The organism is Paenibacillus sp. 203 (assembly GCF_037027525.1).
In the GTDB taxonomy this organism is placed as follows: Bacteria; Bacillota; Bacilli; order Paenibacillales; family Paenibacillaceae; genus Paenibacillus; species Paenibacillus polymyxa_B.
The window spans coordinates 592,930-613,668 of sequence record NZ_JAXCHD010000001.1 but is presented as its reverse complement, the minus strand read 5'-3'; the positions used below and the strand labels follow the sequence as shown (position 1 = coordinate 613,668).

The 20,739-nt window shown below is 46.0% G+C and carries 17 protein-coding genes and 2 pseudogenes; 4 read left to right on the top strand and 15 right to left on the bottom strand.

Going from position 1 to position 20,739, the window contains the following annotated elements:
- Nucleotide 1: 1 nt before the first annotated feature.
- The 6 genes from WA407_RS02840 to argC all read right to left on the bottom strand — a co-directional run bounded on the left by WA407_RS02840 (nt 2) and on the right by argC (nt 6,963).
- Complete coding sequence (locus tag WA407_RS02840; protein ID WP_061829944.1) at nt 2–1,237, bottom strand: argininosuccinate synthase; 1,236 nt, start codon at nt 1,235–1,237, stop codon at nt 2–4.
- Nucleotides 1,238–1,300: 63 nt separating this feature from the next.
- Nucleotides 1,301–2,257 carry an ornithine carbamoyltransferase gene (gene argF / locus WA407_RS02835; protein WP_254328296.1) on the bottom strand — a complete coding sequence of 319 codons (957 nt, stop codon included), beginning with the start codon at nt 2,255–2,257 and terminating at the stop codon, nt 1,301–1,303.
- A gap of 52 nt (nt 2,258–2,309) precedes the next feature.
- Entirely contained in the window at nt 2,310–3,572 is a 1,263-nt protein-coding gene (locus WA407_RS02830; RefSeq protein WP_336076727.1) for an acetylornithine transaminase, read from the bottom strand.
- Nucleotides 3,573–3,625: 53 nt separating this feature from the next.
- Nucleotides 3,626–4,465, bottom strand: coding sequence for an acetylglutamate kinase (argB, locus tag WA407_RS02825; RefSeq protein ID WP_061829941.1), 840 nt, complete (start codon nt 4,463–4,465; stop codon nt 3,626–3,628).
- Nucleotides 4,466–4,583: 118 nt separating this feature from the next.
- Nucleotides 4,584–5,810 (bottom strand): bifunctional glutamate N-acetyltransferase/amino-acid acetyltransferase ArgJ, encoded by a 1,227-nt coding sequence (gene argJ / locus WA407_RS02820; protein ID WP_336076726.1) that lies wholly within the window; start codon nt 5,808–5,810, stop codon nt 4,584–4,586.
- Between the two features lie 103 nt (nt 5,811–5,913).
- Nucleotides 5,914–6,963, bottom strand: a complete 1,050-nt coding sequence (gene argC, locus WA407_RS02815) for an N-acetyl-gamma-glutamyl-phosphate reductase (protein WP_069290524.1) — start codon at nt 6,961–6,963, stop codon at nt 5,914–5,916.
- A 419-nt stretch (nt 6,964–7,382) separates the two neighbouring features.
- On the opposite strand from argC, the pseudogene WA407_RS02810 reads away from it, so the two are divergent.
- A pseudogene (locus tag WA407_RS02810) lies at nt 7,383–8,304 on the top strand (SMP-30/gluconolactonase/LRE family protein).
- 94 nt (nt 8,305–8,398) lie between these two features.
- Here WA407_RS02810 and WA407_RS02805 read toward each other — a convergent pair.
- The gene (locus WA407_RS02805; RefSeq protein ID WP_235308283.1) at nt 8,399–9,298 is read right to left on the bottom strand and encodes a YitT family protein; all 900 of its coding nucleotides are present in this window, start codon (nt 9,296–9,298) and stop codon (nt 8,399–8,401) included.
- A 97-nt stretch (nt 9,299–9,395) separates the two neighbouring features.
- Nucleotides 9,396–10,509 (bottom strand): peptide chain release factor 2 gene (gene prfB, locus WA407_RS02800; protein ID WP_155765234.1). Its coding sequence is split into 2 segments (ribosomal slippage): nt 9,396–10,436 and nt 10,438–10,509, totalling 1,113 coding nucleotides; the frame shifts between segments, so codons are not numbered across the junction.
- 111 nt (nt 10,510–10,620) lie between these two features.
- Between prfB and WA407_RS02795 the strand changes: the two genes are divergently transcribed.
- A complete protein-coding gene (locus WA407_RS02795; RefSeq protein WP_336076725.1) occupies nt 10,621–10,788 on the top strand; it encodes a hypothetical protein in 168 nt (55 codons plus the stop codon).
- A gap of 238 nt (nt 10,789–11,026) precedes the next feature.
- On the opposite strand, the gene secA is transcribed toward WA407_RS02795, so the two are convergent.
- Both secA and hpf read right to left on the bottom strand, forming a co-directional pair.
- A complete protein-coding gene (secA, locus tag WA407_RS02790; protein ID WP_069290528.1) occupies nt 11,027–13,477 on the bottom strand; it encodes a preprotein translocase subunit SecA in 2,451 nt (816 codons plus the stop codon).
- A gap of 411 nt (nt 13,478–13,888) precedes the next feature.
- Nucleotides 13,889–14,449, bottom strand: a complete 561-nt coding sequence (gene hpf / locus WA407_RS02785; protein WP_013312261.1) for a ribosome hibernation-promoting factor, HPF/YfiA family — start codon at nt 14,447–14,449, stop codon at nt 13,889–13,891.
- A 433-nt stretch (nt 14,450–14,882) separates the two neighbouring features.
- On the opposite strand from hpf, the pseudogene WA407_RS02780 reads away from it, so the two are divergent.
- Together WA407_RS02780 and WA407_RS02775 are read left to right on the top strand one after the other, a co-directional pair.
- Nucleotides 14,883–15,915 (top strand): annotated as a pseudogene (locus WA407_RS02780) (DUF7507 domain-containing protein); the annotation flags it as partial.
- Nucleotides 15,877–17,166, top strand: coding sequence for a hypothetical protein (locus tag WA407_RS02775; protein WP_442952019.1), 1,290 nt, complete (start codon nt 15,877–15,879; stop codon nt 17,164–17,166). The pseudogene WA407_RS02780 and the gene WA407_RS02775, both read left to right, overlap by 39 nt.
- 160 nt (nt 17,167–17,326) lie before the next feature.
- On the opposite strand, the gene WA407_RS02770 is transcribed toward WA407_RS02775, so the two are convergent.
- The 5 genes from WA407_RS02770 to WA407_RS02750 form a co-directional block, all read right to left on the bottom strand.
- Nucleotides 17,327–17,524: a cold shock domain-containing protein gene (locus tag WA407_RS02770; protein ID WP_336076722.1), complete on the bottom strand. Its 198-nt coding sequence runs from the start codon at nt 17,522–17,524 to the stop codon at nt 17,327–17,329.
- Between the two features lie 352 nt (nt 17,525–17,876).
- On the bottom strand, nt 17,877–18,215 hold the full coding sequence (locus WA407_RS02765) for a hypothetical protein (protein ID WP_250260283.1): 339 nt from the start codon (nt 18,213–18,215) through the stop codon (nt 17,877–17,879).
- Between the two features lie 6 nt (nt 18,216–18,221).
- A complete protein-coding gene (gene fliS / locus WA407_RS02760; protein ID WP_336076721.1) occupies nt 18,222–18,611 on the bottom strand; it encodes a flagellar export chaperone FliS in 390 nt (129 codons plus the stop codon).
- Nucleotides 18,612–18,631: 20 nt separating this feature from the next.
- Nucleotides 18,632–20,134, bottom strand: coding sequence for a flagellar filament capping protein FliD (gene fliD, locus WA407_RS02755; protein ID WP_336076719.1), 1,503 nt, complete (start codon nt 20,132–20,134; stop codon nt 18,632–18,634).
- A gap of 12 nt (nt 20,135–20,146) precedes the next feature.
- Nucleotides 20,147–20,536: a flagellar protein FlaG gene (locus WA407_RS02750; protein WP_336076718.1), complete on the bottom strand. Its 390-nt coding sequence runs from the start codon at nt 20,534–20,536 to the stop codon at nt 20,147–20,149.
- Between the last annotated feature and the right edge of the window lie 203 nt (nt 20,537–20,739).

Here is a 20,739-nt window from a genome sequence, read left to right as displayed (position 1 = left end):
ATTATTTATGATTTTGTGTTACGCCCGCGTTGACCTTTAAACGCAGTGCATTCAAGCGGATAAAGCCTGTTGCATCGCCTTGATCGTAGGCTTGTGTCGGGTCGGCTTCCATGGTTGCAATGTCCGGGTTGTACAAGCTAACCGGACTTTTAACGCCTGCACCGATAACGTTGCCTTTGTACAGCTTCACACGCACGGTACCACTGACATTTTTCTGACTCTCATGAACCAGGGCCTGCAAAGCGACACGTTCCGGTGCGAACCAGAAACCGTTGTAAACCAAGGTAGCATAACGAGTAATCAGACTATCACGCAGATTCATAACCTCGCGATCCATCGTGATAGATTCCATTTTGCGGTGAGCTGTGAACAGGATCGTACCGCCCGGCGTCTCATAGACTCCCCGACTTTTCATGCCGACAAAACGGTTCTCTACCATATCCACACGTCCGATACCATGCTTGCCGCCGAGCTCATTCAGTTTTTCCATCACTTGCAATGGACTTAGCTGTTCTCCATTCAAAGCGACGCAGTTACCTGCTTCAAATTCCAACTCCAAATATTCTGCTTCATCAGGAGCGTCCTCAGGCGCGTTGCTGAGCAAGAACATTCCTTTATTTTCAGGAGCACTTGGATCAAACCAAGGGTCCTCCAGCACGCCGCTTTCATAGCTGATATGCAGCAGATTACGGTCCATGGAGTATGGCTTGGCTGCAGAAGCAGTTACCGGAATGTCGTGTTTTTCCGCATAGGCAATCATTTCTGCACGGCCCGGGAACTGATTGCGAAACTCTTCCAGCCGCCAAGGTGCGATCACCTTGATATCCGGCGTCAACGCCGCCGCGTTCAGCTCGAAGCGTACCTGATCGTTACCTTTGCCTGTTGCCCCGTGAGCAATGGCTGTTGCTCCCTCGGCAATCGCAATATCGACCATCCGCTTAGCGATCAATGGACGTGCAATACTCGTTCCGAGCAAATATTGTCCTTCATATAAAGCACCCGCCTGAAACATCGGATAGATAAAATCCTTGGCGAATTCATCACGCAGATCATCAATGTACACTTTGGAAGCCCCTGTAGCGAGTGCTTTTTCCTCCAAACCGTCCAGTTCTTCCTTTTGACCGATATCTGCGGTGAATGCGATGATTTCAGCATCATAAGTTTCTTTGAGCCATTTCAGAATGACCGACGTATCCAGACCGCCGGAATATGCGAGTACGATTTTTTCTTTTGCCATTGTTGAAGTCCTCCCCGAATGCTTCTAGCCTTTATCTTCTTTACCTATCAATACCTATCAACCTTATGCCATTAAAGCAACTAACAGCGCTTTTTGCGCATGCAGACGATTCTCTGCTTCATCAAAGATGACCGAATTCGGACCATCGATTACGCCTGCGCTTACTTCTTCCCCACGATGCGCAGGCAGACAGTGCAGGAATAAATAATCCGGCTTCGCCAGCTTGACTAGCTCCTCATTCACCTGGAAGTCGGCAAAAGCAAGCTCCCGCTCCTTCTGCTCTTCCTCAAACCCCATGCTCGCCCACACATCTGTGTAGATCGCATCCGCATCTTGCACTGCTTCCTGCGGACTCTGGGTTATAACGATCTCACTCCCTGTCTGTTTGGCAATTTCACGGGAAGCTGCGACCACATTCGGGTCCGGCTCGTATCCAACTGGGCTTGCAATGGACACATGCACTCCAAGCTTTGCTCCCCCAATTAAGAGGGAATGAGCCATATTGTTACCGTCTCCGATGTAAGCCAATTTGAGCCCTTTTAGCTTACCCTTTTGCTCATACAAGGTTTGATAATCAGCTAGCACTTGGCATGGATGCGCCAAATCACTCAATCCATTAATCACAGGAACGGATGCATAACGTGCCAACTCTACCACATTATCGTGCCCAAAGGTACGAATCATAATGCCATCCAGATAACGTGACATGACTTGAGCCATGTCGCTAATCGGTTCGCCGCGTCCCAGTTGAATGTCATTTTTGCTGAGGAAAAGGGCATGCCCGCCCAATTGATACATACCGACTTCGAAAGATACCCGTGTACGTGTAGAGGATTTTTCGAAAATCAGTCCGAGCGTTTTCCCTTTTAGCGGCTGATAAGTTTCCCCGTTTTTGTGCTTACGCTTAATTTCAATGGCGAGATCAATTAAATACTGGATTTCCTCTGGAGAGTAATCGTCCAGCTCCAGGAAGTCCCGTCCTTTCAAATTCATCTGCTGCAGTGCGCCGCTCTGGCTCATGCTATCGTCTCCTTTTACACTCTAGTCTAGGAAGGATGATTTGGCCTTTACACTAAGCCGCATGCTCCCGAATCAATTCAGCAATCAAGGTTACAGCCTGATCTATTTCGTCTTTCGTTACATACAAGTTAGGCAACAGACGAATCACGTTTGGTCCTGCTGTAATGAACAGAATGCCCTTCTTCTGTCCTGCCAAAACAAGCTCCGCTACCGGTTCCGCACACTCAATACCAACCATCAGACCTTTTCCACGGATATCCTTTACAAAAGGACTATCTCCAAGCTGCTTTTGCAGACTATGGAAAAGGTAATCTCCCATCTCAGCTGCACGTTCTGGTAGCTTGTCATCAATAATCGTTTCAATAGTAGCTTGAACCGCTGCCATAGCAAGTGGCGTACCTCCAAAGGTAGAACCATGACTGCCCGCTGTGAACGCTTCACGCAAATATCCTTTGCCTAGCATCGCACCCACAGAGAAACCACTGCCCAGTCCTTTCGCCAATGTAAAGATATCCGGCTCTATACCATAATGCTCAAAGGAAAACAGTTTGCCCGTCCGTCCCATACCTGTTTGTACCTCGTCAATGATCAGCAGCAAACCATGCTCACGGCACAGCTTTGTAATCACATCTACGAAAGCAGGGTCTACCGGATACATGCCACCTTCAGCCTGCACCATTTCCAGCATAATTGCCGCCGTGTGCTCACTAATGGCTGCTTCAAGCGCCGTCTGATCATGAAGCGGAACACTTTTGAACCCGGCAGGAAGCGGTAAAAATCCCTCTTTAACTTTGTCCTGACCCGTAGCGGTCAAGGTTGCCAGCGTCCGTCCGTGAAAGGATTGCGTGAACGTAATGATTTCGTAGCGACCGGTCTGCTTTACCTTCTGGTGGTAACGACGCGCCAGCTTAATTGCAGCTTCATTGGCTTCCGCACCGCTGTTACAAAAGAACACGGCATCTGCGCTGCTATTGGCTGTCAGCAAGGCAGCGGCCCGTTCTTGCCCCGGAATATGAAACAGATTGGATACATGCCACAATTCATCGATCTGTTTTTTCAATCGTTCAGCTACTGCTTGAGGCGCATGGCCGAGATTGGTAACGGCAATGCCTGACATGAAATCCAGATAACGCTTGCCCTGATCGTCCCACAGCCAGCTTCCTTGTCCTTTTACGAGTGTAAGCGGGTATCTTGCGTAGGTTGGAAAAAGGGAGCTTTCTGTCTGCGCTTTTGCCGACACCTTTTCCGTTTGCACTCCGCTTCCATCCGTACTTGGCATTTCCTCGCTCACCAGCGTATTCGGTTCCTTACTCATTATGTTCACGCTCCTTTATCGTTTGGTTATATAGGTCGAGCTATATATTGCAATTACTGCATACGCACGATGCGTGTTCCAATCGATTCTCCGCCCAGCACACGGCTTAGTACCTGCGGTTCGCTACCGTTCACAATGACGACTTCCTTCACTTTGCCGTGGATACAGGCAATAGCCGCTCTCACTTTCGGGATCATACCACCATATATTTCACCTGTGCTGATCATATCCTCAATCTCCTGTACGGTGATAGAATCCAGCACTTTCTTTTCTCCGCCATACTTCTTCAATATACCTGGTACATCTGTAACGACGATCATCCGACTGACCCCCAGATGAGAGGCTACCGCACCCGCCGCTGTATCTGCATTAATGTTGTAACGCTGACCAGATCGATCAATCCCGATGGGTGCAATAACAGGCATATAGTCCATATCCAGTACACCTGTAATAATCGAGGCTTGAACGGACGTTACCTCTCCGACCCAACCGACCTCAGCGGCATTCGACACAGGCTTGGCTTCGATTAAATAGCCATCACTGCCTGACAACCCCAACGCTCGGCCCCCATGCATCCCTATTCTACGTACAATCTGCTTGTTAATGCTGCCCGCCAGTACCATTTCCACGACATCTAGCACAGGTTCGGTCGTTTTGCGTAATCCATGAATAAACTCTGTTTCGATCCCCAGCTTCGCCAAGTTATCGGAAATCGCAGGGCCACCGCCATGTACAATGACAGGTTGAAGACCTTCCGACTGCAAACGCGCCAAATCTTCAAAAAAGGAATCAGGTAACGCAGCCAGCGTACTTCCTCCGCATTTCATCACAAAATTACGACGTGCCACTCCCGCATGATTCGCTTGATCCGCGTGTTCCACTGCCGATTGCATATCATCTCTCCTTTTCTTCTCTGCATATCCGTGCAATTTTCAAATGCTACTGGACTTCCATCCGCTCGTTGTTTCTATTATCTACTATCCTTATTCAATCCGTATTTTATTCTGGTCTCTATGTCCGATAAGCAGCGTTTATCCGCACATAATCATAGGTTAAGTCACAACCCCATGCTGTAGCGGTTCCGTTCCCGTGATGCAAATCAACAATAATTTGCACCGTATCTCCCCTCAAATAGGCTAGCGCCTCTTCTTCGTCAAAAGCGACCGGACTCGATTGGCTTAGCACAACAATATCACCCAAGCGAATATCTACCGTATCTGGATTAACTGGCTCTCCAGCACGCCCTACGGCCGCAATAATCCGTCCCCAATTCGCATCTGCTCCGAAGACGGCTGACTTGACCAGACTGGACCCAACCACCGTCTTAGCTATCGCTTGAGCGGACGCATCGCTTACCGCTCCGCTTACAGACACCTCTACCAGCTTCGTAGCACCCTCTCCATCGCGAGCAATTGCCTTCGCCAACTCTCGGCAGATATAGGTGAACGCCTCGGCAAAAGCGTCCCAATCGGGATGCCCTACGTGCAGTTCACGATTGCCAGCCAGTCCGCTCGCCATGGCGATTAGCATATCGTTCGTGCTCGTATCCCCATCCACCGTAATCATATTAAAGCTGGTATCCGTTGCCTGCTTTAATAGTTGATGAAGCGCCGTCTGTCCGATCGCTGCATCACAGGTCATAAAAGCGAGCATTGTTGCCATATTCGGATGTATCATGCCAGATCCCTTGGCCGCCCCGGCGATGTGTACGGTCACACCGTCCACTTCAACCGCCACACACGCTTCCTTTTTAACTAAATCCGTTGTCAGAATGGCTTGCGTAAATTGCTCTGCTCCATCATTCGCCCCGCTCATACGATTAGGTAAGGAGGATATACCGCCAAGTACACAATCCATTTTCAAATGCTCGCCGATCACGCCCGTCGAGGCGACGGCTACATTGCTCTCAGCAACACCCAGTTCATGAGCCGCAGCCGAACGCATAGCGTAGGCATCCTGCTCTCCTTGTTGTCCCGTGCAGGCATTGGCGTTCCCGCTGTTTACCACTACTGCCTGCAATCGACCATCTGCCAAGCTCTCGCGGGTCACCTTCAGCGGTGCAGCCTGAAACACATTGGTGGTGTACACCGCAGCAGCTGTCGCTTCTACCTCGCAACGAATCGCGCCCATATCGTTGCGGTTCGAATTTTTCAGTCCGCAGTGTAATCCCCCGGCTGTAAAGCCACGCGGAGTTACGATGTTGCCTCCGTTTACTACTGTAAACTCTACTTTGCCCATAATTATGTGCCCTCGTTCGCAACATATTCGATGAATGACAGCAGCCTGTATTCGAAATTCCGCTCGCTGACGTTTCCGTATCCATGTTGCGGTTACTTGCTACTTACGGATATACCGGTATGAAGCCCAGCCCGAGGTTCTCCTCCCATCCCATCATCAAATTTAAATTCTGAATCGCCTGTCCAGCGGCACCCTTCACAACATTATCAATGACGGAAATAATCGTAAGGCGCCCGGTTCGAGCATCTGCTGCAAAACCGATGTCGCAGTAATTCGAACCCAATACTTCCTTCGTTGCTGGCCATATACCTTCGCCACGTACGCGGACAAAAGGATGCCCTTTATAATAATCCCGGTATAACCCGATAAGATCCTGATCTGTATGGTCACCCTTCAGCGTGACATAAATTGTACTCATAATTCCTCGGGTCATGGGAACAAGTTGTGTCGTAAACGTAATCGTAACGTCCTCGCCCGCAATATCACCCAGTACCTGTTCGATCTCAGGGATGTGCTGGTGCTTATTCACCTTATAAGCCTTAAAATTCTCGTTCATTTCCGCATAATGCGAAACGAGGCTTGTTCCCCTACCTGAGCCAGATACCCCGGATTTGGCATCTACAATCAGCGACCGATGGTCAATCCAATCCGCTTTCAGCGCTGGAATAATGCCCAGCAATGTTGCGGTCGGATAACAGCCTGGATTAGAAATAAAAGAAACGCCCGCCAGCTTTTCTGCATACACCTCACTGAGTCCGTATACTGCTTGCTTGAGATACTCGGGTGAAGCCGCAGGCTTTTTATACCATGCTTCATACGTTTCCCCGCTTCGAAGCCTGAAGTCCCCTGAAAGGTCAATGACCTTCAGTCCGGCATCAAGAAGCTGCGGCACTAACTTGGTACTAACGCCCGATGGCGTAGCAGTGAAAACCAGATCGGCCTTGGCAGCAATTTCGTGGACTTCGACACCGTCCAAATCCTGCACCACAATGTCCGTCAGATGTGGAAACCCGTCACTGATTGGGACACCCGCGCTGGATGAAGAAATAACAGATACAATCTCTACTTGCGGATGATGAACCAAAAAACGAATCAGCTCCACCCCGCCATACCCGGTGGAACCGACAATTGCCACTTTTAACTTGCTGCTCACAGACCTTCCTCCATTCCGTTCCTATGAAATATGTATTATTATACGACTCTATTCATATAAATACAACACCTCATGTCATGTTATTCCTCCAAATTTAAAATATGCGCTCTTACCTATTCTTTTGACGGGCAGGCAGTACAGGCTATAATAAAGGAAATAAAAAATAAACAGAGGGCCTCTTGAATACAGTCTGCCGTTTTGCATAAAGAAAAGGAGGAGGATATTCCCTTTAAATTATTTCACATATTGGTATTCATCTCGATTGGTCATTTGCTGCACTTTATGAACTTGTTGAACATGAAGGGAGTACACGTAGCACTACACACAAGAGCAAATCACATGGGCTGCATCTAGTGAATCTGCGCAGAGGAGCCGCTGAAGCGGATAATTGGGGTCGAAAATAAACCAAAACGTTAGGAGTGCTACACATCGAAACATATACAGCGAATATCGTTATAGATGCAAAAGCAAAGTTAGGCGAGGGGCCTAGCTGGGATCAGCGGTTTCAACGTTTATTTTGGGTCGATATTGAAGGCTTTCAATTGCATATCTATGATCCTTCTACGTGTACAGATCGTACAATAGATGTTGGTGAACATATTGGTGCAGTTGTACCTTATCTCAAAAATAAAGTAATCGTAGCGCTGATTAGCGGTCTATATTGTTTGGATATTGAGACAGGGGCCAAAGTATTGATTCATGATCCTGAGGAAGGTAAACTAGGTAATCGTTTTAATGATGGAAAATGCGATCCTGCAGGGTGTTTTTTAGCAGGAACAATGAGCCTAAATGACGAACACGCGCAAGGGGCATTGTATAGTTTGAGCACAAAAGGCCATGTCTCCTTACTGGTTGATAAAGCCTCCATATCTAATGGATTAGCCTGGAGCGTAGATCATCGTACAATGTATTACATTGATACTCCAACATTGGAGGTCGTCTCCTTCGATTACGATGTGGCACAAGGCACGATTAGGAATAAGCAACTGGTGGCTAGATTGGATGAAAGTGAAGGGTATCCAGATGGCATGACAATCGATGCAGAGGGCATGTTGTGGATCGCGAGATGGGGCGGTAAACGTGTCTCCCGTATCCATCCTGCTCATGGAGAAGTGATTGCTGAGGTGTCACTCCCCGTCAATTGTGTGACTTCGTGCTCTTTTGGCGGTGAACATCTGGATGAGTTATATATTACGACTGCTCAAGATGATGATAGTGCCGATCAACCCTTAGCAGGCGGTCTATTCATGGTGAAAACACGGCGTAAAAGGGACGCCAACCTCGTATTTCAATCAAGGACAAACGGCAAATTGGCTTGAACGATTAGTAAAAAAAATCTAGTAAAGCCATACTGAAGAGAGAGGAGCCCACTACATTAGTGAGCTCTCCTGCATGGATTCAGTTAAGAGCATGCCTCCAGAAGGCCCTCTTGGTTTCAGCTTTCCTTCTTAAACCCTTCACCCAATACCTCACGAGTATTACTAATAATCACAAAGGCTTCTGGGTCTACCAAACGGACGAGCGTTTTAAGGCGAGTTACCTCGTTTTGTCCGACTACAACCATAAGCACAGGACGTTCTTCGTTCGTGTAACCGCCCCGTCCCGCCAGCTCTGTCAATCCCCGGTCCAAATCCTGCAAAATAGCCTGCGTGATCGTTTCTTTCTGATTGGATATGATGTAAGCCACTTTGGAGTAGCTCAGTCCCATTTCCACGGCATCAATGACCTTGCCCGTTACAAACAAGCCGATCAATGCATACAGTGCCCGTTCCGGCGAGAGGGCGAAACCAGCCAGTGTGATCACCGTGCCATCCATCAACATGACACAGAGAGAAAGACTAAAACCCGTATACTTTTGAATAATCTGCGCCAAAATAGCCAGTCCACCCGTCGAGCCCCTGCCCCGAAACACGGTACCTAAACCCAATCCTACTCCGATTCCACCATATAGCGAAGCCAGCAACGGATTTGTTGTCGGTACTGCCCAGTCCTTCGTCACATAAACGAACAGCGGGAGCATAATACTTCCCAGCAGAGAACGTAAACCGTATTTTTTCCCTAACAGCAGGACCCCTGCGATAAATAACGGAATATTCATTCCCCACTGCGTATAGGCGGGTTCCAGGCCAAACAGGTCCTCGCCCAAGATTGACAAGCCCGATACACCCCCGGATGCAATCCGGTTTGGGAGCAAGAACATGTTAAAGGTCAGCGCTGTAATGAAAGAGCCGAGTATAATCAGTAAAATATCGGTCACGTTGCGTGCGGGTCCGCTGGCGGCAATCAGAGGCTTGCGTCGTCTTCGGCGGGCAGCGGGAGGATTCAATTGAAACATCATTCGTGTTCTCCTTTAGTTAAAAAATACCGTTACACAAAAATTCCTACAGTCCGCAGGCACATGGTCTGCGGACTGTAGGAAAACGTACAGGCTATTATTCTGCGTCCAGCTTAATTTGGCTGCGCAGGTAACCATCGATGAATGGATCGAGATCGCCATCCATGACAGCTCCTACGTTGCCAGTCTCCACGCTAGTACGGTGATCCTTAACCATGCTGTATGGATGGAACACGTAGGAGCGAATTTGGCTTCCCCATGCAATATCCGACTGTTCTCCGCGGATTTCGTCCAATTGCTGACGTTGCTCTTCGATCTTACGCTCGTAGAGCTTGGAACGGAGCATCGTCATGGCACGCTCTCGGTTCTTGATCTGGGAACGTTCATTCTGACAGGTCACGACAATACCGGAAGGTAAATGCGTAATCCGAACGGCTGAATCGGTCGTATTAATATGCTGACCGCCCGCACCACTGGCCCGGTACGTATCAATTTTAAGATCTTCCGTGCGGATTTCAATGTCCACATCATCCGCAATTTCCGGCACCACATCACAGGATACGAACGATGTATGCCGACGGCCGGAGGAATCAAATGGAGAGATACGAACCAGCCGATGCACGCCTTTCTCCGCTTTCAGATAGCCGTAGGCATTATAGCCTTTAATCAATAGTGTTACACTCTTAATCCCTGCTTCATCACCTGCTAGATAATCCAGGGTCTCTACCTTAAAGCCCCGTTTTTCAGCCCAGCGCGTATACATCCGTAGCAACATTTGCCCCCAGTCTTGGGACTCAGTTCCGCCTGCTCCCGGATGCAACTCTAGAATGGCATTAAGTTTGTCATACGGCTGATTCAAAAGCAATTGCAATTCAAACTCCTGAAGCTTGCTCAGCAGAGAAGTGACACTGTTCTCGATCTCTCCAGCCAGTGTTTCATCGCCTTCCTCATCAGCCAACTCAGCCATCATACCAGCGTCTTCATATTCCTGACGAAGCTGTTCATAGCTGTCTACTGATGACTTAACAGCATTCATTTCTGCAATTACACCTTGAGCCTTATCATTATCATCCCAAAAGTCAGGTGCAGCCATCTTTACTTCAAAGTTTGCAATCATTTCCTGTTTGAGATCTAAGTCAAAGAGACCCCCTAAGGTTTGTTAGTTTCTTGCCTATTTCTCGCAAATCATGCTTTACACTTGGATCAATCATGATGTCATTCTCCTTTTAATATATGGTTAGGGGGATGGAGCGTTGTGAGTTACGGCTGGGTGAGGAGACGCTGCGCGAATGATTTGATCTTACGATCGCTGTTGCAGCGAGATGCCCTTAATTGGATTAACAAATTCAAAGGTGGGCATCTCACTGCAAAGGCGAACGCTGACGCTTCTCCAGATTCAAATCCTCCGCTTCGCTACCAACCGCCGTAAAGTCAAACGACTTTTAAATAATCGGCTCTGGTATGTGAAGCCGAGTCAAGAGCTGAATTAACTGACAAACAAGCAGATACCTGCTTGCTTGTCATAATTGTTTTAAAAGAATTGAGAGCAATCTAGCCATTCATCAATATTCAAACTGACCCTCAAACAGAAGAACTATAAGTTGAATACATCAGTCTCACCCCTGTATGGCACAAAATGGCCGACGGTCAGTGGTTGAACTGCCGCCTGCCATTATATGCACTGCAGGGAATAGTGTATCTCAAGATTTCTCCCTTAATTTCAATCCGTTATTTTCTACGCGGACGCGAAGGAGCGGATTTCTTTTTAGGAGCCGCGGGTTCACCACTCGTCGAGATTTTGTCTTCGTCGATGACAGCTTGACGCTCTTGATTGGATTCAATTTGTGCTTTCATGATGTATGTCGCTACTTCCTCTTGGATGCTAGCAATCATAGCATGGAACATTTCGAAGCCTTCAAATTGATATTCGCGCAGCGGATCGGTACCGCCGTAAGCACGCAAGTGAATACCTTGACGCAATTGATCCATAGCATCAATATGGTCCATCCATTTGCTATCGACTGCACGCAGTACGATAACTTTCTCGAACTCGCGTACCATATCTTCGCCAATCATTTCTTCACGGCTGTGGTATCTGTTGGTCACTTTCTCGAAGATCATATCCACGATCTCCTCTTTTTCCTTGCCCCACAGGTCGTCACGTGTAAGTGTATTTTCCTCAAGCAGGTTGTTGTTCACATACTCTGCTACTTCTTCAAGTTCCCAGTTTTCAGGAATGTCATCACCGCAATGAGCTTCCACCACACGCTCAATGACAGGCTTGATCATGTCAAACACAATTTCTTTGATGTTCTCTGATTCCAGCACCTCACGGCGTTGCTTGTAAATAATAGCACGCTGCTGGTTCATTACATCATCATACTGGAGAACGACTTTACGTTGATCAAAGTTGTTGCCTTCGACACGTTTTTGAGCTGATTCGATAGCACGTGTAATCATACGACTCTCGATAGGTTGGTCTTCCTCGAAACCCAACCGCTCCATCATATTCAGTACGTTGTCCGCACCAAAACGCTTCATTAACTCATCGCCCAGCGATAAGTAAAACTGTGTGGAACCCGGATCACCCTGACGTCCTGCACGTCCGCGAAGCTGATTATCAATACGACGGGATTCATGACGTTCTGTACCGATGATGTGCAAACCACCGAGTTCTGATACGCCTTCGCCCAGTACGATGTCAGTACCGCGTCCAGCCATGTTGGTAGCGATGGTAACTGCGCCAGCTTCACCTGCACGGGAAATAATCTCAGCTTCCTCAGCATGATACTTGGCGTTAAGCACTTTGTGACGAACGCCTTTGCGTTTCAGCATTTCAGAAAGAAGCTCCGAGTTTTCAATAGAAACCGTACCTACTAATATCGGCTGGTTCTTTTTGTTACGCTCCAGAATTTCATCTACCACTGCATGGAATTTGCCTTTTACGCTCTTGTACACTACGTCAGGCATATCCACACGCTGGTTGGGGCGATTCGTCGGGATTTGGAGCACTTCCAGACCATATATTTTTTTGAATTCTTCTTCTTCTGTTTTCGCTGTACCCGTCATCCCCGCCAATTTGCGGTACATACGGAAATAGTTTTGGAATGTAATCGTCGCTAGCGTCATGCTTTCATTTTGTACAATGATGTTTTCCTTCGCTTCAATGGCTTGATGCAAACCATCACTATAACGGCGTCCAGCCATCAGACGACCTGTAAACTCATCGACAATCAGAACCTCACCGTCAGCTACGACATAATCCACATCCAAACGCATAATAGCATTAGCCTTCAATGCCTGTACAATGTGATGATTGATTGTAACACTTTCCTGATCGTACAAGTTTTCGAGACCAAAGAAATTTTCAGCTTTGGATACGCCGTTTTCGGTCAAAGCAACCGACTTCACCTTAATATCCAGCGTGTAATCTTCTTCAACATTCAGGCTCTTCACAAACCGGTCGGCCGCGAAATACAGCTCTGTCGATTTCTGAGCTTGTCCTGAAATAATCAATGGTGTACGAGCTTCATCGACGAGAATGGAATCGACCTCATCAATGATACAGAAGTACAACGGACGTTGAACCATCTGCTCTTTGTAAAGCACCATATTATCGCGTAGATAATCGAACCCGAACTCGTTGTTTGTACCGTACGTGATATCACAAGCATACGCTTCCTGCTTGGCGGCATGATCCATATTGGCCAAATTCAGGCCTACGGACATTCCCAGGAAGTTATAAATCTGTCCCATTTCTCCGCTGTCACGTTGCGCCAAATAGTCATTGACCGTAACCACGTGCACGCCTTTGCCCAACAGAGCATTCAAATAAACCGGCAGTGTTCCTACCAGTGTTTTACCTTCACCGGTTTTCATTTCGGCAATTTTACCTTCATGCAGCGCAATACCGCCGAGCAACTGTACGTCATAATGACGTTTACCCAGCACCCGTTTGGACGCTTCACGAACCGTTGCAAAAGCTTCCGGCAAAATTTCTTCAGCCGTAGTCCCTTGTTCGACCCGAGCTTTAAATTCCTCCGTCTTCGCTTGCAACTCCTCATCCGAGAGCTTTTCGAAATCCGGCTCTATCTTATTGATCAGTTCAACCGTCTTCATTAAACGCTTGACATCACGTTCATTGGTATCTCCGAAGATTTTCTTAACAATTCCTAGCATGGTTTACCCCTTTCACGCAAAACAATTAATAGAATCAATTTCACAATAAGAAAGGGTCCATGATGAAATTGATTCCCGATATGTTTGACAGGCCCGGCTGTACCAGCCCATCGTGCGATGTTCTTTGCATAAATTGTAACAGTTTGTAGGACATGCCGCAACACAAGCAGCCTCCAGATTTGCATCCGGTTAAAGATACCAAAACAATTGACGCACGAAATACACAACTTGGTTACACTTATCCAAGTTAAATTTTCCTTACATTTATAAAAAACATATAAAAGAGCCCTATCCCGCCAGGTTCGCAAGGATAAGGCTCGTGTTGTTTTCATTTTCCTAATATCCATGAAGCATGCTTCAATCGAAATCGTTCTATTCATTTTAAAATGTGAAAAGTTCCTACTTCACAGGCTATTCCCGTTCGATCAGACCGTATTTACCATCATTGCGCTTATAAACTACGTTAACTTCTTCGTTGTCAATATTGGAAAATACAAAGAAATTATGTCCAACCATGTTCATTTGAAGAATAGCTTCTTCCACATCCATAGGTTTCAATAAGAAACGCTTGGTGCGGACGACTTCCAGCTCATCCAGTTCTACATCCTCATCTTCAGCAACAGCCACGCCACCTGCCGGATCTTCCACAAAAAGGGTTTTCAAACTGCCTTCCTGACGGAATTTTCGGTTTAGCTTGGTTTTGTGCTTGCGAATTTGCCGTTCAAGCTTGTCTACCACGGCATCAATGGATGCATACATGTCATCGCTCTCGTCTTCGGCACGGAGTACAAGCCCCGGCAAAGGAATGGTTACTTCTACAGTGTGCAAATCTCTGGTTGTGCTTAACGTTACACTTCCATCAGACGTCGGGGGTGCATCGAAATACTTTTCAAGTCTGCTGAATTTCTTATCAACGTAGTCCTTCAAAGCGTCGGTAACCTCGATCTGTTGACCTCGTACTGTTAAGTTCATAGGGCACGCCTCCTTTGCCCCTTCAGTATAGCACATATGTTAACGCCAAGTAAAAAAAGAGACCAACATTCCGAAGCTATTTTACAAAATTCTTCTTTTTTCGCTAAAACGCTTCCGATAACGTCATTCTTTGAAAACAGGTATGTTTAAAATCGACTTGCATACATATGTGAATAATGAGTGCATATACGAATATTGCTCCGCTGACGTCATGACAAACAACTATTTTGGGCTTCATGCTAAGCGATTTTACCGAAAAAGGGGTATCCTTTTCCCGCTGGACAGGTACATGGACTTGTGCGGTATGCAAGGCCTGGTTACAACGCAGGCCATTTATACGAAAGGATTATTACACCCAGCCTAGCTGGCTCTTCCTATTACGGAGATCCCAAGATAACGGATTTGGAAGAGATGGAAAGTAGGAAGCTAATCCATGGCTTTTATTCAGCGTTACGTAACGAACCAGACGGGGGCTGTTACCTTTATAGGGAATACACTTGGGCTGGCACGCTCTAATTCGGTAGGAGTGCCGGGAACAGCGACCAGCATTGGCGCTTTCATCACAACCAATATAGCCTCTCGCTTCGGCACGTATCCATTCGGTACGACTTCTGCCTTTACCAGTAACTCATCGACAGCATTCCTTGTGCTTCCTGTGGGCAGTACGGTGCTGTACGCTGAGCTTATTTGGGGAGGAAGTTATGCGAACGGCAGTACCAATGTATTATCCAGCACCAACAACCCGGTCACATTTCAGACACCTGCTTTATCTACTACGGTCAGTCCTGAATCTGCAACATCAGTCAACGTCACCAGTCTCAGTACCTATGTGAGAACAGCGAATGTCACAAATCTAGTCATTCAAGGCGGTGCAGGGGCATACACGGTCGGAAATGTGACGGGCACCATCACGGTTCCCGATTCCACCAACACCAACCATGCCGGCTGGACGCTGGCTGTGGTGTACAATAACCCATCTCTGCCCTTCCGTAACCTGTCGCTACGCGTTGGTGGTGAAGGGGTCAGTACCGCTACAGGCTCGGTCAATGTCGTGGTGAGCGGCTTTACCACGCCCGTACAGGGGACTTTGCGCGGTAGGGCGCTGATTAGCGCCCAAGAGGGTGACGTGGACATCACTGGTGACCGTGCATTGTTTGGACCTACCACATCCAGTTTGACTGCGCTGTCTGGGCCTAATAATTTTTCAACTAATTTTTTCGCTTCTCAAATAAACGGAGACGACGGTACATTGGTCACGACCGGGACCTTCGGTACAATTAATGCCGTGAATGGGGCACCTGGAACGCAGGTGACGGGCGGAAGGCAAGGCTGGGACATTACCAATGTCGATATTTCCTCCACGCTGCTCAACAGCCAAACCACAGGCGTCCTCCAGCTGACAACAAATGGCGACATTTACACTGTAAATGCCAATGCCATTCAAATTGATATCAATGCTCCGTCAATATGCTGGCAGTGACGGTGCGAGCGAGGTTACCAGCAATACCGTGACTATAACTGTTTTTGATCCACAGCTTGCCGCAAGTATCTCCACGGAAAATACAGAGGCTATCGCAGGAGAACGCCTCACTTATACGTTACTGCTCAACAACTTTGGCAACGTAACATCCGAAGTTACACTGCAAAATTTCATTCCTGCCGGGACTCTATTGATTCCTGACAGCATACAGTTGAACGGTCAATCACTGTCAGGAACCGATCCTGCTGTCGGTGTTAGCCTTGGGGCAGTGGAACCTGGGCAGTCATTGACACTGACTTATCAAGTGACCGTATCGGAGACGCCTCCATACATCGTAAATCAAGCTGCCCTTGCCTACTCGTTTACGTTACCTGGAGGAAGAACCGTATTGGGAACATTGACTACCAATACCGTTACAATCCCAGTTGTATTCCCACTGCTCGAATTAGTTAAGAAGGTGAATATCACGGATGCCTCTGTAGGTGACACACTCACCTTCACCATACAGATTACAAACAAAGGAGGAATCCCAGCGCAGTATCCGCTGTTCACAGACCCATTGCCGCATGGACTCATTTATGTACCCAACAGCCTAACTATCCAAGAAAAAGCACAGCCAGGCGCTAATCCCGCCGCAGGTATCACGCTTCCGGATATTGCCCCAGGGGAGACGCTCATCCTTACGCTCCAGGCGCAAATTCGTGAAGCGCCTGCAGATGGAATATTCAGCAACCGAGCCACCATCGAATACACTTCACGTCGTAGTGGAGGAGAGACCATCCAGGAAACCGCCCAAACCAACACCGTCGGCGTGACCGTTATTGCAGCCATCCCTAAACTTACGCTTAGCTCCAGCGCTTTGCGTGTCGGCCAAGAAGATACCCTGTCCTTTACCGTCCATGTGGAAAACATCGGCAATACTCCACTGGAAGAGTTATTGCTCACTGCACCATTTGCAGCCGAAGATTTCATTTTGCTTCGAACGGTCACCGTGAATTCTGTGCCGCTTCCGCATCCTAATCTACTTCAAGGTATTCCGTTAGGTCGGCTTGACCCAGACCACAAAGCCGTCATCGTCTTTTCCTTCGACATCGAATCTGCGCTCCGCGCGTATCTGATTGCCCAGGCCATCCTACGCTATCAATTCCGCTATCCAGACGGAAGCGTAGAAAAACAATTTGCCTCCTCCAATACCATTTTTGTGGAGATGGCTGACTTTGATGGTTCTCTAGAGTAAATGTTCTATTGTGTTGAGCTCCTTACCACCGGGTAAGGAGCCTTTTTTATGTATTTAGAAAACATAAAAAAGCCCTGGAATATATTCCAGGGCAGTTGCTAGCGCGTTATCCATTGCTAACCATCTTACCAATTATGTAGGTCGGCTATGCCGGGGATGATTATAATTTGGTTACGTTAGCGGCTTGTGGTCCACGTGCGCCTTCGACAATGTCGAACTCCACGTCTTGTCCTTCTTCAAGTGTTTTGAAGCCTTCTGTTTGAATTGCGGAAAAATGTACAAATACGTCGCCGCCGTCAGATGTTTCAATGAAAGCATAACCTTTTTCTGCGTTAAACCATTTTACTTTACCTTGCATGCACTAACATTCCCTTCGTCATCAAATGAAGTGAAGCTCTCGCCCACATTTCCGACTATACCACCCAAAGTTATCCATTGTCAATTGGAATTGATAATGTTTTCATGTATAGTTATTCCATATATAATACAATGGGTAAATAGTCAACAACTTTGTTCCTTGAACTATTAGAACTTGAACTAAAGTAGACTTACTAATCATGTTTTAAACTATATTTTAGTGCCTGAAACAATAAAGTGATAGTTTTTTTGTATAGAGCTTTCTTTTCGTTTAAACTCAATTAGTGGCTTTACAAATGTAAAAAAAGCTCTCGTCCACACCATATAACGTGTTGGGCAAGAGCTTTTTAAAATTATTTCCTACGATCCATCAGAAAGCTATCAGGCGTATAGTTAGTTTCATAAGCATTACGTTGCGATTTGGCTATATTTCTTTGGACAAGCCAATTTTGGGCTTCCTGTTTTAGCGATTGCATGTGCTGATCAATTATTGCATCATGGCTTAGAATAGACTCTAATTTCTGTTTTTGCTCCGCTGTCATAGGCGTATTTATCAAGACACTCAGCAGTTTATCCACCTTCATTTGACGAACTTCGACAAATACCTCAACTTCCTCGTAATTTGTCTCATTCAGTCGAAGTATGAATTGTTGGGTGAGTTGCTCTAATTGGGATAAAGCTTCATTTATCATAGCTTACTATTCCGTTGACAATGACATACCTGCGGTTAGCTTGTTCACTGTAACCCAAGTTTCACGTAATTCTTGCAGATAACCCAGAACTTCTTCACCTGATTCAATCTTTTTCTTGATATTCGTTTGAATCAATAAATAGTTCATATACTCATATAAAGCATATAAATTTTTGGAAATGTCATACGAGTAGTTTAACGTGGACATTAGCTCACTAATAATGGTTTGTGCTTTGCCCAGGTTTATGTTTGCTTTAGCAATATCATTAGATGATATTCCTTCAAGACCGGCCTTTACAAAGCGAATGGCACCATCATATAACATAATAATGAGCTGCCCAGGAGTAGAGGTCTGCACCGAAGACTGTTTATATTTTTCATAAGGAGATGAGATCAAACGAATCACCCTTTTCTAAACTATTGTAAAAAGCTTGTCAAACTGGACGATTGCGACTGGTACTTGTTCATAGCCGATTCCATAGCCGAAAACTGCTTGTAATACCGTTTTTCAGCATCAGCAAGTTTTTTGGTCATCTCTGTAATATCGCTGTTATAGTTTTTAAGCTGCTTTCCCATTATACTGTCAGCCTTTAAGGTCATACTAGCATTTGTATCGAATTTTGATGTACCTGCTTTTTTTACAAACATGTCTAACGTAGTATCAAGCTTACTTCTTAATTCGCTAAAGAGAGGCTTGCTGTTTACAACATCAGACGACCCTTTGAATATATTCATAACCTTATCCGGATTTGTCGTCAAAGCAGCTTTCAGCTTCTCTTCATTAATTTGTAATTTACCATTTTCGAAATATTGACCTGTAGTAATACCAACCGAACTTAAATCGCCTAATTTACTAGAAATAACCATACGCATAGAAGACACAGCGGAACTTAAAATGGAGTCATTTTTAAGAAGACCACTTTTCGCCTTTTCTTCCCACTGCTTAATTTCATCTTCCTTCATGTCTTTCCTTTGATCGGCTGTCAGTGGAGGAAAATCGCGATACTTTTGTTCACTTAGCTTCGTATTAAATGTACTTAATAGGTCATTATAAGTATCCACAAAAGATTTAATGGTCTCCATAGCTTTTGTTGGATCTGATTGTGTTGTGATTTTAGCTGGTCCAGTAGTTCCAGTAGTCTCTAACAGAGTCAGTGACACTCCATTAACAACAAGGGAATTGTTATCAGGATTATAAGTTTTGGAACTCGAATCTGCAGTATTCGTTACTATAACTTCCCCTTTTTCAGCCGCCTTTACATCTGTAGAACTAATTTGGAATAAATCCATAAGCGTACTGCTTTTAACCTGCTTATCAGCACCAGTTAATTTAATATTATTTTTATCCCCATAATCTTTAGCTGTAATGGAGAACTTACCACTGATTTCATCAAAAGTCGCTGTTACATTCGCCCCTTCTGAATTGATGCGGCCCATCACCGCAGATATTGTATCGGTTTTCAGAAACGTGATTGTTTTATCATTGATATTTAACTCATAAGTATCTGACGCACTGCCACCTGCAATTTGCTCCAATGTAGTATTTTTAGTAGCATCTGCCGTACTGCTTCCAGCAGTACGTAGGCCTGTAGAGGTCTGCATATTGGACTTTGTTGCTAACTTGTTAACGACTACAGACATAGGTGTAGAGCTAGCATCAGCATTAGCTTCCGCTTTAATAGCCGTTGTATTACCAGTTAACGTTGCTTTCTGAGTGTTCATTTTGTCAGACTTAGTCATTAAATCGCGCAACTTATCGCTAAACTGAACGATCTTAGTATTTAATTCACGGTAACTATCACGCGTCCACTCTAATGTCTGCTTCTGCTGGTTCAGCTTATTCAATGGAGACTTCTTCGCAGTCATTAACGAGGTGACCATACTATCTATATCCATTCCCGAGAAACCGTTTATACGCATTTCATTACCTCCTTATACTTTTTCATCGATAAGAATCCCTGCAATTTCCATCATCTTTGCTACTAAATCAAGGGTCTTTTCAGGAGGAATCTCTCGAATCAATTCCCCGGTGTCTTTATTGAGAACTTTGACCAAGATCTGATGTGTTTTTTCATGCACACTCATTTCCAACGTGGTTGTAGGACCCTGAAGAGCCTTAACAGCTCGATCTATCGCCTTAATGAGCTGTTCATCCCCCATGGAGAATGAAACTCCCTGCCTTTCAAGCTTGCTCAATTCTGATCCATTTCTCACGGCCTGTATTTGCTGGCTATCCTGATTTGCTACAGCATCGCTATGTTGGCTTATACCGTTTGCTTTGCCACTCACCGCATTCGTCGAAAGAGAGAATTGCAGATTCATCTTACAACCTCCGATGGGATTATTTATTATATTTATCGGTTCCCAATGCTTGAGTTTGAATAGAATGATTAAAATTGATTACCTCTATACATGTCGGTCATTGAAACTGAAAACTTTCATTTCTGACATATAAAAAAAAGGTAACCCCCCCAAAAAAATGTCCGCTTGAGGGTTCTACCTTTATTTCATATGAAAACTAAAAA